This is a genomic window from Shewanella sp. KJ2020 (assembly GCF_024197625.1).
In the GTDB taxonomy this organism is placed as follows: Bacteria; Pseudomonadota; Gammaproteobacteria; order Enterobacterales; family Shewanellaceae; genus Shewanella.
In genome coordinates, this window is record NZ_JAKUKD010000011.1 from 190863 (window position 1) to 204737 (window position 13875).

General features: G+C 46.0%; 11 protein-coding genes. 3 read left to right on the forward strand and 8 right to left on the reverse strand.

All coding sequences use genetic code 11. The features are described 5' to 3' along the window. Positions 1-136 precede the first annotated feature (136 nt). A complete protein-coding gene (locus tag MJO46_RS07300; RefSeq protein WP_253988747.1) occupies positions 137-1384 on the forward strand; it encodes a sensor domain-containing diguanylate cyclase in 1248 nt (415 codons plus the stop codon). A 57-nt stretch (positions 1385-1441) separates the two neighbouring features. Here the strand turns inward: MJO46_RS07300 and MJO46_RS07305 are convergent, their stop codons facing one another. The 5 genes from MJO46_RS07305 to MJO46_RS07325 form a co-directional block, all read right to left on the reverse strand. Continuing rightward, complete coding sequence (locus MJO46_RS07305) at positions 1442-2059, reverse strand: hypothetical protein (RefSeq protein WP_253988748.1); 618 nt, start codon at positions 2057-2059, stop codon at positions 1442-1444. A gap of 117 nt (positions 2060-2176) precedes the next feature. Next, complete coding sequence (locus tag MJO46_RS07310; RefSeq protein ID WP_253988749.1) at positions 2177-2620, reverse strand: hypothetical protein; 444 nt, start codon at positions 2618-2620, stop codon at positions 2177-2179. Between the two features lie 17 nt (positions 2621-2637). Beyond that, positions 2638-4287 carry a glutamate--cysteine ligase gene (gene gshA, locus MJO46_RS07315; RefSeq protein ID WP_253988760.1) on the reverse strand — a complete coding sequence of 550 codons (1650 nt, stop codon included), beginning with the start codon at positions 4285-4287 and terminating at the stop codon, positions 2638-2640. Positions 4288-4462: 175 nt separating this feature from the next. Then, positions 4463-7315 (reverse strand): pitrilysin family protein, encoded by a 2853-nt coding sequence (locus tag MJO46_RS07320; protein ID WP_253988750.1) that lies wholly within the window; start codon positions 7313-7315, stop codon positions 4463-4465. A 170-nt stretch (positions 7316-7485) separates the two neighbouring features. Continuing rightward, the gene (locus MJO46_RS07325; protein ID WP_253988761.1) at positions 7486-7911 is read right to left on the reverse strand and encodes a YqaA family protein; all 426 of its coding nucleotides are present in this window, start codon (positions 7909-7911) and stop codon (positions 7486-7488) included. A gap of 273 nt (positions 7912-8184) precedes the next feature. Between MJO46_RS07325 and MJO46_RS07330 the strand changes: the two genes are divergently transcribed. Further along, the gene (locus MJO46_RS07330; protein WP_253988751.1) at positions 8185-9441 is read left to right on the forward strand and encodes a dicarboxylate/amino acid:cation symporter; all 1257 of its coding nucleotides are present in this window, start codon (positions 8185-8187) and stop codon (positions 9439-9441) included. Between the two features lie 172 nt (positions 9442-9613). Continuing rightward, the gene (locus tag MJO46_RS07335; RefSeq protein ID WP_253988752.1) at positions 9614-9781 is read left to right on the forward strand and encodes a hypothetical protein; all 168 of its coding nucleotides are present in this window, start codon (positions 9614-9616) and stop codon (positions 9779-9781) included. Positions 9782-9820: 39 nt separating this feature from the next. On the opposite strand, the gene MJO46_RS07340 is transcribed toward MJO46_RS07335, so the two are convergent. From MJO46_RS07340 to MJO46_RS07350, 3 genes are read right to left on the reverse strand one after another with little or no spacing between them, the layout of a single operon-like run. After that, positions 9821-10951 carry a sodium ion-translocating decarboxylase subunit beta gene (locus MJO46_RS07340; RefSeq protein ID WP_253988753.1) on the reverse strand — a complete coding sequence of 377 codons (1131 nt, stop codon included), beginning with the start codon at positions 10949-10951 and terminating at the stop codon, positions 9821-9823. Positions 10952-10959: 8 nt separating this feature from the next. Then, complete coding sequence (gene oadA / locus MJO46_RS07345; protein ID WP_253988754.1) at positions 10960-12795, reverse strand: sodium-extruding oxaloacetate decarboxylase subunit alpha; 1836 nt, start codon at positions 12793-12795, stop codon at positions 10960-10962. Positions 12796-12806: 11 nt separating this feature from the next. Then, complete coding sequence (locus MJO46_RS07350) at positions 12807-13070, reverse strand: OadG family transporter subunit (RefSeq protein ID WP_253988755.1); 264 nt, start codon at positions 13068-13070, stop codon at positions 12807-12809. Positions 13071-13875 lie beyond the last annotated feature (805 nt).

Below are 13875 nucleotides of genomic sequence, written 5' to 3' on the forward strand. Positions count from 1 at the left end.
TGGTAAGGGAGCAAATTTGTTCCCTTATCAGCCATTTTTTTATCTTCGTTATATACTTATCCATACTCAGCGTGAATGAGTTAGTGATGTAGTGATTAAAACTGACTAACCGGAGCACGAACAAAGGAACTGCCGAGTGAAATTAAGGGATAACTTTAAACGTAAAACCATAGACCGCTTAGACTATCGCTATCACTTATTGCTACTCATAGTGCCAATAGTGCTATTCGTTCTGCTGTTTATTTTTAATGCCCCCACAGAAGGCTGGACTATCTTGCCTCTGCTGTTTGTTTGCCTTATCTATGTGATTGCCTACAGCTTAATTTACTACCTGCATCAAGGTCGTCTGAGTCGCCTCTGGCTGCATTTGGAGCAAGTGGTGAATATTAATGATGCCATTTACGAACTCGCCCATTTGTCGAGCCATTATAAGAATGAGCACGCCTTTCTCGATGCCCTGCTCAATAAAGCAGTGTGCATTATCAATGGTGCCGAAATGGGTAGCATCATTAAAATCAATGAAATCAGCAATAAACTGCATTTTGAATCCGTTGTCGGCCTCGACTTAGCCAAGCTAAAACAACTTAATTTTACCTTAGAGCAATCCTTTGAATATCGTCTAACAAAGGGCAAGTGTGACCGTGTGGTGGTGGTCAACGATATGCAAAATATCAATTCCGGCAGTACCTTATCGGAAGAAGCCCAACAAATTTTATTGACCGCGGCCAAACATCCCATACGTTCGACACTCTCAAGCCCCATTCGTATCGATGGCAAGCTCTACGGCATGCTTAACCTCGATAGTAGTATTGTCGGGGCCTTTAGTGACTACGACCGTAATTTAGTTTCGATTCTGACCCACGAGGCCAGCAATGCGATAGCCCTGTATCAGAAGTCGCAACAGATCTCTAAACTCGCCAATTTTGATTCATTAACCGGGCTCTATAATCGCAAAAATTTCGAGGATGCCCTGCAGCATTGGCAAGCTAAATCCCATCTTGGGAGCTTTTTGATCATTATCGATATGGATAACCTCAAAGCCATTAACGATACCTATGGCCATCAGGTGGGTGATACCGCCATTAAGCGGGTTTCTAACGCTATTTTGAGTTATTGGCAAAATAAAGGGATTATCTCGCGCTTTGGAGGGGATGAGTTTGTTGCACTTTGCCACGGCCCAAAGGAACAACTTGAAGGCGACCTCGATGAAATCCGCATCGAGTTACATCAAGATCAGTTAAACCTCAGTTTTAGCTTTGGGATAGCAGCGTTTGATGGCAATTGGTCAACCGCCTTTAAGCAAGCCGACCATGCTATGTATGAGCAAAAACGCGCCAAGAAAAAAGCCATTAAGGCATTAGAAACCTTAACGGCAAAAACATAACGGCTACTTAGCCCTGTGTGTTGACATGACTCATTGGGATTGTTCTAGCCATAGCGCCTAACCAAAGAATAATCGCCACAACCAAGATGAATCTAAATCCTCTTTACAGGTTTGATATTGGGCCGCATAACGCTTAGCCCTATCGTCAACCTTAGCCGCTACTTTAACTAACCAAGCCTTAGACTTGTAACTACCACGGCGATAACCACCCCAACCTTCGTGGTAATTAAGATACTGTGCTCTCGCATCCCACTTGGATATACCATTGATCTTATTTGTTTTATAAATAAACCAGCCCATAAAATCCATGGCATCATCAAAATCACTACGGCTCGACCAGCTGTTACCCGTCTCGCGCACATAATCGTCCCAGGTCATGGTTTTTGCTTGGGCATAGCCATAGGCATCACTTGCCCTGCCTATGGGGATAAAACCTAAAAAATATTCCATCGGCGGCGCCGCATTATGCTTAAACGAGCTTTCTTGGTACATCATGGCAAGCGGCACATGAACTGGCACGCCCCATTTGTCACGGGTATCTTTAGCAGCGTCATACCAAGAGCGGTGTTCTTGAAAAATATCACATAAATTGTCAGGGGATTTGGGGGGCGATGTGGCGCATCCTGAGAGTAAACCTATGGACGCACAGAGTAGTATTACGCAATGCCAGTTCATTAATCGCTTGTTCTCCAAAGTATTAAGAGGCCCAATGATGGCATACACTCACAACGAGGCAAACATAAAATGCCTTTTTGTGCCCATAGATAACACTGGTGGAGGTGACGCTAAGGATTATTTAGTTTCAGGAGTCAACTCAAGTTGGCACTCATGGCTTTCCTGTTGCCACACCCCGGGCTCCCAGTAGGAAGGGTCCTTACCCATGTAGCGCTTATCCGTATGGAACAAGGCGCCAATATGGTAACGCTGGTTTCCTTCGACGGTGAGCTTAAATGTTTTAGGCACACGGGCGCTGAGTGTGACACCCAGTGAGGGATCATCGATGAGTTCAGCCACTGTAAACTCATAATCCCCTGTTGCGAGTTGATAATTGGGTTTAGAAATAACGGCTTGACCGTTTAAGTGCGTAACAACGACACGATACCAGTGGGTACTGGCATCGGGCTGCAAATAGCCTGATACTGTCCCACACAGGAGCGGATCTTCGGGCGAGCTTGCGCAGCCCGATAATAAAGCGCTGACACCAAACAAACTCGCCAACAGACCCAATCGCGGCATATTTATCCCTTGGGCGCTCACGCTCTTACTCCAAAATAGTCCTCGAGATAATCATCAAAGGAAACGGCACTTTGCTCGGCCTCCAATGCAGCCTGTTTCTCCAGCGAACTTTTGGCTTCGGCTTGATACTGTGCAATAGTCTCTTCGGAGAGCGGATAATCAATAAAGTACTGATAATATTGCTGGGCAAGTGTCATAACCCAGTGTCCATGATCTTCACCCTTAGCAATTAAATGCTGACTCACTTGCCCCGATAGGGTCAGAGTTGGATCATCCACGGCGCGGCGCCAATGGGCTAAGGCTGCTTGATAATCCGTTGCGTCACCATCTAATAACTTAGCCAGTGGTTGCAATTCATCGAACAAGGTTGCAAGCCAGGTTTTCAAGGGTAAAGCTCCAGTCGAAGTTAATAACTCAAGGCCAGGTCTACGCCCCTCAAGCACAACCGATTTAAGATTCGCGCTAAGGCGTGCCTCTTCGTTGGGATCTGACTTAGGAGATTCGGTTAATAAACAGTAGAGTAGGAATAAATCGAGGAAACGAACTTGGCTCGCTTCAATACCGATAGGGCTAAAGGGGTTAACATCTAATGCCCGTACTTCAATATACTCAACTCCGCCGCGGGCGAGAGCTTCTGAGGGTTTTTCGCCACTTCGAGTCACGCGTTTAGCACGGATGGGCGAGTAAAACTCGTTTTCAATCTGCAAGACATTGGCATTAAGCTGTCGGTACTCTCCATCAACCTTAACCCCAATATTGGCAAAATTTGCCGATGGCATTTTTATGGCCGCATTTACGCCCGCCAAATACTCAGGTAAAGAGTTATAGCTGATATTGAGATCTTCCTGCTCTTTATTGGTGTAGCCTAAATCACTCATTCGCAGTGATGTTGCATAGGGTAAATACAAAGTGCCGCGACCGGACTTTTCAAACTGCAGATCGGTTTTTTGCCCCTTAATAAAAGAACTACACAGGGCTGGTGAAGCGCCAAAGAGGTACGGCAATACCCAGACTAGACGGCGGTAATTACGGATCAGCCCAAAATAAGATTCAGAGATAAAATCATCTAATGTCAGACTCTTATCACTTAATTCATAGAGACGCTGCCACAGTGCCTGAGATACGGAAAAGTTAAAGTGTACTCCAGAAATAATCTGCATCAGGGCGCCATAGCGATAGGTTAACCCCTTGCGGTATAAGGTTTTCATTTTGCCGGTGTTCGATGAGCCATAGCGGGCAACGGGAATATTGTGCTCATCTTTGACGTAACAGGGCATACTCACTGGCCACAAACGCTGGCCATTTAAATGGCGGACGCTAAAGGCATGGGTTTCGGTCAACCCCTGTAAGAGTGCTTCAACCTGATTATTCACTGGGGTAATAAATTCGAGTAACGCTTCACTATAATCTGTAGTAATGCGTGAATGCATTAACGCTGACCCCAATTCGCGGGGGTGCGTATCCATAGCAAGGAAACCAGACCCATCGATCCGTAATGCCTCACGCTCTATGCCACGTAACATACCTAAGAGTGCGGTCCGCCCATGAGCGTCCGAGAGATATTGTACTAATTCATTGAATGGCTTCAATTTGCGCTTCTCTGATTGGTGATTCGCTATCGCGACATGGTTAACAGTCAGACCTTTATTTTGAGGCTTATCTTTCAGAATACGCCTCAAAATAAATCTAAACCTGTGTATGGGGCAAGCCAAATTACATTTTTTTATGGCAAAACGCAGACGGTGACAGCTAATGCTGTCACCGTCTTTCGATGTCAATTTATGACTAATGGGTGTTAATTAACGCCCTCGTCCATCACCTATATAAGGGCGAAATACCAATTTACAATACTAAAGTTTCAATTGGATAGCCCAATGTTGCTAAATCCGCTTCAATTTTAGCCTTATCCCCTACGACTAAGATAATCATTTGCTTGATATCTAGCTCAGAAGCCGCAAGGGCATTGAGTTCATCTTTTGTTACAGTATTGATGATCTTATCCTGCTGCTCGGTAAAATCTGGGCTGAGCTGATAACGCTGGATCATTCGCATAAATCCCGCTTTTTGATAGGGTGTCTCATAATCGAGAGCCTGACCTTGGGAAACGGAGTTGCGCATAAAGGCAAGTTCAGCGTCCGTCATCCCCTCTTGCTGATAGGCACTGATTTCCTTCACAAACTCGCTTAAGGCCTTAGCGGTGACATCGGTACGTACATCGCTCGATGCCACAAAATCTCCGACTTCGGCGCCGCCAGAAAAATCGGTCCGAGCCCCATAGGTGTAACCTTTATTCTCACGCAAATTCAGATTGATACGGCTATTAAAAGCACCGCCTAAGGGGTAATTCATCAGCGAGACTTTAAAATAATTCCCGGTTGCATCATAGGGCAGAGCACGCTTCGCGATATTGATCACCGATTGCGCCGCCCCAGGTTTATCAATCAGATAAATAGTGCCTCCCTTCAATAACGGAAATGGCTTTAAGGGGGGCAGCACTGTGGCCTGGCCTTGCCATTGGCTTAACCCGGCTAATTTAGGTAGTAGGGCCGACTCAGAGAGATCCGCAACTGTGATAATTTTTGCATTAGCACCGCGATATTGCTCTGCGTAAAAGGCTTTCACATCCTCAAGGGTTAAGGCGGCAACCGAATCTAAGGTTCCGCTATCGCTTACACCGAGGGCATTATCTTTGCCATAGAGTAGCCCAAACAACACTGAGTCGGCTAAATAGCCAGCATTGGACTGCATATGCTGGATCTGTTGTAACTGTTGTTGTTTAACCCTTGCAAAATCCTGTTCAGTAAAACCCGGCTGGAAGAGTTTTTCTTCCAGAATGGCCAACGTCTCATCTAAGTGCTCTGTCAGGGTAGAGACTTTAATTGTGCTTTGGTATTCAGAGGCGCTGAAGTCGACTGTGCTGCCGAGCATTTCTAGGGCTTGAGAAAGAGCCTCGCTGCTACGTTTTTGGCTGGATTCATTCAGCATTTCCGCCGTCAGACTCGCAAGCCCCGCCTTTTCAACGGGAACTAATCTGTGGCCACCATTGAGGTAAACTACTAATTCCACAGTTGGGGTTTCCACACTCTGCGTCCCCATCACCTCAATGCCATTCGCTAACTTAGTCGTCCAAATTTTAGGGACTTTAAGCATAGGCGCAGCACCCGATCCGGGCATGATTGAACGGTCGAAATGAGAGGTGATTTTTGCCGTTGGCAACTCACCTTGAACGGCCGTTTGCGCAACAGGTAAGGTTTGTGGTGTAAAGTTATCGGGATGGGCGACGAGTGCCGTCATGCCCTCTGGCACTACGCTCATGACTAGCCGAGGTTTATCTTTTATGTACTGTTTAAAGACTCGCATCACATCGTCTTTAGTGACATTAGCATAGCGTTCAAGATCAGCGGCAATCTTATTAGGATCGCCAAACATAGTTTGATTCAAGGCGAGTGTCGTCACTTTACCTTTCACGCTTTGCAAGGCAAAAATACTATCAGCTTCAAACTGCACCTTCACTTTTTGCAGATCTTCATCGGTGACACCGCGTTGTTCAAATTCATTAATAGAGCTGAGGATCCGCTGCTCAAGATCAGCCAAGCTAGCGCCCTTCTCTGGGTTTGCTAGGGCGTAAATCGACATCTGGCAGGCTAATTCTTGGCAGGGTTGACTCACACTGGCCTGCACTGCATAGCCATCTTTAACCAAATTTTTATACAGCAAAGAGGTTTTCCCGCCCCCTAAAATATTAGCGAGGAGATCGAGCGCAGCTTCATCGGGATGGCTCGCATACACAGTTGGAAAACCAATACGGATAAGTGGCAAATGCACTTTATCCTCCATCGAGATATACCTTGTATTATCCAGATGAATTAAAGCTTTAGGCTCGGGTTGGGCCTCTGGGCCTCGGGGGATCTCGCCAAAATATTTGTTCACCCATGCTAGGGTTTGCATTTCGTCGAAATCACCGCCTATGGTCAATGTGGCATTGTTCGGTCCATACCAACGCTGAAAAAAGTGCCTTACATCATCCACAGTTGCCCGATTAAGATCCTCCGGCCAGCCAATAACCGGCCAAGAGTAAGGGTGTCCAACGGGGTAAAAAGCTTGATTAAACCGCTCTGTCATGCGGCCATAGGGCTGATTATCAATGCGTTGAGCCCGCTCGTTCTTTACCGTTTCACGCTGCACTTCAAATTTTTCACTGGTCAGTGCTGGCAATAAAAAGCCCATACGGTCGGACTCTAGCCACAGAATTTTCTCCAGCTGATTGCTCGGCACAGTCTCAAAATAGTTGGTTCTATCCGTATTGGTTGAGCCGTTAAGCGTACCGCCCGCCTCGGTCACAACCTCAAAATGTTGCTCATCGGCGACATGTTCTGAACCTTGGAACATCATATGCTCAAATAAATGGGCAAAACCTGAGCGCCCGGCGAGTTCACGGGCAGAACCTACATGGTAAGTGACATCCACATGCACTAAAGGATCTGAATTATCCTGATGCAGGATAACGGTCAACCCATTGGCTAACTGATATTTTTTATAGGGAATGCCTACTTGTTGATCGGCAAGTTGTACATTTTCAATCAGGCTAACACCAGCGGGTAAGCTCGTTGTCGTGGTATCGGATGCACAACCGGCTAAAGCGGCAGAAATCGCTAGTGCTAATATCCATTTTTTCAAAATATTCCCCTTATACATCAATTGGTCAGAATACAGCTAAATCGATAAACAATGGTTTTTAAGACTCGGTTACTATGACTTGGCTACAGTGACTAAGTTCCTATTTGAGTTCCGATTTAAGTTCCTATTAATACAAGAATTTATCCCTTTGACAACCGTTAAAGAAAACCAAACTATTACACTAACGCTTAAGCAAACCAGTGCATAACCGCCGCGGCAACAAGCAAGTAACGAATTGTTTTTCCAATAAATATCATCAAAAATGACGATACCAGTGGCAACTTTAACCACCCAGCCAGCAGACATAATATATCCCCAATCACAGGTGCCCATGACAGCAATAGCGCCCAGACGCCATAACTTTCTATCAAATTTAACCCTTTGGCGTACTTTGCTCCACTTAACTCCTCGGGCGACTTGGCAAAACGCCCTAATCGCCCCAAGTAGAAACTCGTCATAGCACCAAATGTGTTGCCAATCGTCGCCACCACCACTAGGGAAAGCCAAGTCTCAGGCGCTTGATTTAAAAGCGCAATAAGTAAAACTTCAGAACCGCCCGGTAACAAAGTGGCCGCTAAAAACGCACCAGAAAACATAAGGCTTAATTCGGACATAAATGATAACTCTGTGAAAACATACTGCTGTGTAGAAATGCATTGCCAAAATGCCATGGTTAAGCAAATATGGAGCGCAACCTTTTTGCAACAAACTCATTTATCACAATAAGTTATAAGAAAATCGGTTTGTTATAACCCCAACTCTATCTATACAATGCATTTAATGGCAAACATCTCCTATACCCGAGGAGTTCGCTTAGTTCTATGGAAGGCACATCCTAGCATCTCGGGTCTATGGACTTGTACTTATATTATTTTTCTGGAAAACCCATGATCCTACAAACTATTAGCCGCATTCCTTTTTGGCAAAAAGTCCTCACAGGTTTTATCTTAGGGGCGCTTGTTGGCGTCATTTTAGGAGAAACTGCAACAGTACTGAAACCCTTAGGTGACTTATTTATCAGTGCTATCAAGATGTTGGTTGCACCTTTGGTGTTCTGTGCCATTGTTGTGAGTATTACCTCGCTAGGTTCACAAACCAGTTTAAAGCGCCTGAGTCTAAAGACCCTAGGGATGTTTATGCTAACGGGCACAATCGCTTCATTGATAGGCTTAGCCGTGGGCTCGATGATCGATATGGGCGGCACTATGGCGCTTACAACAACCGAAGTGCGCGAGCGTAATATTCCAGGCTTTGCGCAGGTTTTACTCGATATGATCCCTGTGAACCCTTTCGCCTCTTTGGCCGAGGGTAAAGTACTACAGATTATTGTGTTTGCCGCTTTGGTGGGTATCGCTATTAATAAAGTGGGCGAGAAAGCCGAACCACTTAAACGCACCATAGAAGCCGGTGCTGAAGTCATGTTCCAATTGACTCGTATGGTGTTAAAGCTTACCCCTATCGGCGTATTTGGCCTAATGGCTTGGGTGGTCGGCGCCTATGGTTTATCGACCCTCTTACCCCTAGGTAAATTTATCGCCGCTATCTATATTGCAGCACTCATCCACATGATTTTTATCTACGGAGGCTTAGTTAAATTTGTCGCAGGCTTAAGCCCTGTGCAATTTTTCCGTAAAGCCATGCCGGCACAATTGGTTGCGTTTAGTACATCATCAAGTTTTGGCACGCTGCCCGCAAGCACTCGCGCCGTCGAAACCATGGGCGTATCAAAGCGCTATAGCGCCTTTGTGATGCCACTAGGGGCTACTATGAACATGGATGGTTGTGGCGGAATTTACCCTGCGATAGCCGCTATCTTTATCGCCCAGATTTATAATATTCCCCTCGATACCTTGGATTATGTGATGATTGCCGTGACTGCCACAGTTGCATCGGTAGGAACAGCTGGAGTCCCTGGTAGCGCGATGGTGATGCTTACCGTCACCTTAGGTGTGATTGGTTTACCACTTGAAGGCATTGCCTTTATCGCATCTATTGACCGTATTATCGATATGATCCGCACCGCCACCAATGTGACGGGCGATATGATGACAGCTGTGGTGATCGGCAAATCCGAAAATGAACTCGATGAAGCGCAGTTTTACTCGAACGATATGCAGGAGACTTCACCAGCCAATCCTCAGTAATGCAGTGCTCAGTAATAATGGAATATCGAAAGACCGCTACGGCGGTCTTTTTTATTAGGGAAATAACCGCCAATAACCCATGGGATAGGTATAAAATTACCACCAATAAGATCAAACTGTTAAACTCATTGATACCAGACTGTAATGCTATAAAACAAAAAGTTGAGCCTCTATGACTAAACTCTTTTTAATCCCACTGATACTTTGTTTGCTGTGGACACTGTTTTTAAAAGCCAATGGACTTCCCCTCGCCCAGGGCAAACGCGGATTCATTTATATTATCGCCATCAGTGGAACTTTGATTTTACTATTGCTGCTATTACTTTGGCTAACCGCATAAAAAAGCCTACTCGTCCTGAGTAGGCTATCAATTAAATAGTTAACCAAGCACGGCGAGTAATATTCCAGCCGCAACCGCTGAGCCTAATACTCCTGCCACATTCGGCCCCATAGCATGCATCAGCAGAAAGTTATGCTGATTGGCCTCTAAACCAACTTTGTTCACGACCCGCGCAGCCATAGGTACCGCCGACACTCCTGCGGCTCCAATCAAAGGATTAATCTTACCACCCGATAACTTACACATCAGTTTTGCCATTAACACACCTGCCGCAGTACCAATGCCAAATGCTAAGGCTCCCAATACTAAAATCCCTAAGGTTTCCATCCGTAGGAATTGATCGGCGGATAACTTAGAGCCCACAGCTAACCCTAAGAAAATCGTAACGATATTGATAAGCTCGTTCTGTGCCGTTTTCGATAATCTGTCCACTACACCCGATTCACGCATCAAGTTACCGAGGCAAAACATGCCCACTAAAGGCGTCGCCGCGGGTAAGAATAGGATCGTTAATCCCAGTACCATCATAGGGAAAATGATCTTTTCCTTTTTACTGACCTCACGCAGCTGCTCCATTTTAATTTCGCGCTCTGCTTGGGTGGTCAGTAAACGCATGATCGGCGGTTGAATAATCGGGACTAAGGCCATATAGGAATAAGCTGCGACCGCAATGGCCCCCAATAACTCAGGTGCCAGTTTTGAAGCTAAGAAAATCGCCGTCGGCCCATCGGCGCCGCCTATAATCGCAATGGCCGCCGCATCCTTCATAGTGAACTCAAAGCCCGGCACTAAGTTCAGTGCTATCGCCCCAATTAATGTCGCGAAAATTCCAAACTGCGCCGCCGCACCTAACAACAGGGTTTTAGGATTCGCAATCAGAGCACTAAAGTCAGTCAGTGCACCTACACCCATAAAGATCAACAATGGGAACACCCCAGTCTCAATCCCCACGTGGTAGGCGTAATACAGCATGCCGCCCTCTTCGGTAAATCCCGCATGGGGAATGTTCGCCAGCACAGCACCAAAACCAATTGGCAGCAATAATAAAGGCTCAAAGCCTCGCACTATGGCGAGATATAAGAGCAAAGCGCCCACCGCCATCATCAACACTTGCCCGCCAGTAAAGTGAGCAATACCTGTCTCGGCCCAAAAAGCCATTAAACCTTCCATAATGACTCCTACGCTAAGGCCAGTAATTGAGAACCCACAGACACTGAGTCGCCCTCTTTCACCCAGAGCTTGGCGATAATACCATCGCCCTGAGCACGAATTTCGGTTTCCATTTTCATCGCCTCGAGGATGATCACGACATCGCCTTCACACACTCTATCGCCTAGCGAAACATGCACTTTGAAGATATTGCCCGACAAAGGCGCGCTCATTTCAAGCCTGATTTCACCATGGCTCGCAGTTGACGTAGTGCTCGTAGTTAGCGTTGTGCTCGCCGTAGCAGCTTGCACGGCATGAACACTTTGGCCCTGTGGCTGGATCTGCGAGATCTCACCACCTGCGGCGACTTCAACCACGTACTCTTGCCCTTCGACAGTTACCGTGTAGGTTTCAGGGCCACGATCAGCAGCATTAGTAGCAAGTGCCGAAGTCAGCTCAGGCTTAGGCTCGAAGGCGCTCGGATCGTCACGATTCTTTAAGAACTGCAATCCTATTTGTGGGAAGAGTGCATAGGTCAGCACATCATCGTCATGCTCTGAGGATAGGCGAATGCCTTGTTCCTGTGCTTTATCTACCAACTCAAGCCTTAACTTAGCCAGCTCTGGCGTTAATAGATCCGCTGGACGACAGGTAATGGCTTGTGCCCCTTGCAGCACTCTTGATTGTAATGCGGCATCGACTGGTGCTGGGGTTGCGCCATATTCGCCCTTAAGCACGCCTTCAGTCTCTTTAGTCAGTGACTTATAACGCTCACCCATTAGCACATTGATTACCGCCTGCGAGCCGACAATTTGCGATGTGGGTGTCACTAAGGGCAAAAAACCTAAGTCAGCACGCACGCGGGGAATTTCTTCCAAGACTAAGTCCATCTTATCGGCCGCGCCTTGTTCCTTAAGTTGGCTCTCCATATTGGTCAGCATGCCGCCAGGTACCTGTGCGCGTAAAATACGTGAATCAATGCCTTTCAGCGCACCCTCAAACTTAGCGTACTTCTTACGTACTTCACGGAAGTAAGCGGCAATCTCCTCAAGCAACACCATGTCGTAGCCCGTGGCACGCTCAGTATCCTCCACCATGGCAATCACGGTTTCAGTTGCAGTATGTCCATAGGTTTGGCTCATAGATGAAACGGCCGTATCGAGCACATCAATACCCGCTTCGATGGCTTTCTGATAAGTGGCAGTACTTAACCCTGTCGTTGCGTGACAATGCATTGACAGCACAAGTTGCGTTTGGGATTTTAGTCGACTTATAAGCTCAAACGCTTCCATCGGCTTAAGTAAGCCCGCCATATCTTTGATACACAAAGAGTCACATCCCATATCTTCGAGACGTTTTGCCATATCCACCCACGTCTCTATGGTATGCACTGGACTCGTCGTGTATGAGATCGTCCCCTGCGCATGGCCGCCAACTTGGCGCACTGCTTTTACTGCAGTTTCGAGGTTGCGCACATCATTCATCGCATCGAAAATACGAAATACATCGACGCCATTGGTATGGGCGCGCTCAACAAAACGCGTCACTAAATCATCGGCATAATGGCGATAACCTAAGAGGTTTTGACCACGCAACAACATTTGCTGTGGCGTATTCGGCATGGCCTTTTTCAGCTCACGAATTCTGTCCCAAGGGTCTTCACCAAGATAACGAATACAGGCATCAAAAGTCGCCCCGCCCCAAGATTCCAGCGACCAGAAACCAACCCTATCGAGCAATGGTGCTATAGGTAACATATCGTCGATTCTTAAACGGGTAGCTAAGATAGACTGATGCGCATCCCGCAAAACGACATCGGTTAACACTAATGGCTTTGGCGCCAATGCTGAATATATTGAACTCATACTGCTCCCCATTATTTTGTCTGCGAACGAAATTGCTGAACGGCTAAAGTGATTGCAGCCACGATTTTGGGATCTACAGTGCCAGCATTCGCCGTCAATCCTGATACGTCGCGCGATGGATTAACTGCAACTTTGCTATTCACCACCTCACTTGCACACCATTTAGCGACCATATGGACGCCCAAAATAAGCACACTTAAAAACAAGTACACCAACCCCATCCCTAAAACCATAATTCCAACGGCATCGATTAACTGCTCAGTTAACTCCCCCATCCCCCTGTAACTCCTTACTAATGAATACATAACCCATAAATATTTTGATGACTCTCTTTTTCAAGCTAAACCTAGAAACTTATGTTCCCCTGAGCCAGCAAACACCAAAGAATACAAAATCACATTTAAAGATTATTCATTCACACGCCATGAAATAACCCTGCATCTTTACAATTATCAAACATACCTAATAGAAACTAATAACACCACAATAATGTAAAATGGTCTTACCAATATTGATGAATTTATTGAATGCTATTGATGATTTCTCATAAATTTCTCTTTTAAATGCATATCCATCATCTTATTGTAAAAAATAATGAGCCTAGCTCAGTCATTCTCCCAATGAAACCATGACGTCATTGTTCAGAAATAAAACAACCGTCCGGAAATTGGATATTGAGGATTTATGCAAAAATATCACCTCTTCGACTCTACGTAGAGGAATAGATATCGGTAGATGGTCATAAGACGGCAGCAGTTCGAATATGCCATCTCATTGGCATAGACTATTCAGCAACAGGTAGAAGAACAGACGACCTACCAGTATCTGGCATTGGCTTCTCAGCACACTAAGTCAAAAAGTCATACCGTTGTCACCATGGATGGCAGTGGCTAACAAACAGGTATTTCAAGCAGTATGAAGTTATTGTGGGGATTGTAGCTATACATGGTATCAGCCATACAAAACGCATGATAAAGACATAATCAAAAGATTGGGTGTGGTGAGCAAACTTTAATGGGGATTGGGATAAGTCTGGCTTTAAAGCAAAATTGAGTGAATTACAGACGCAAAAAAGCCAGT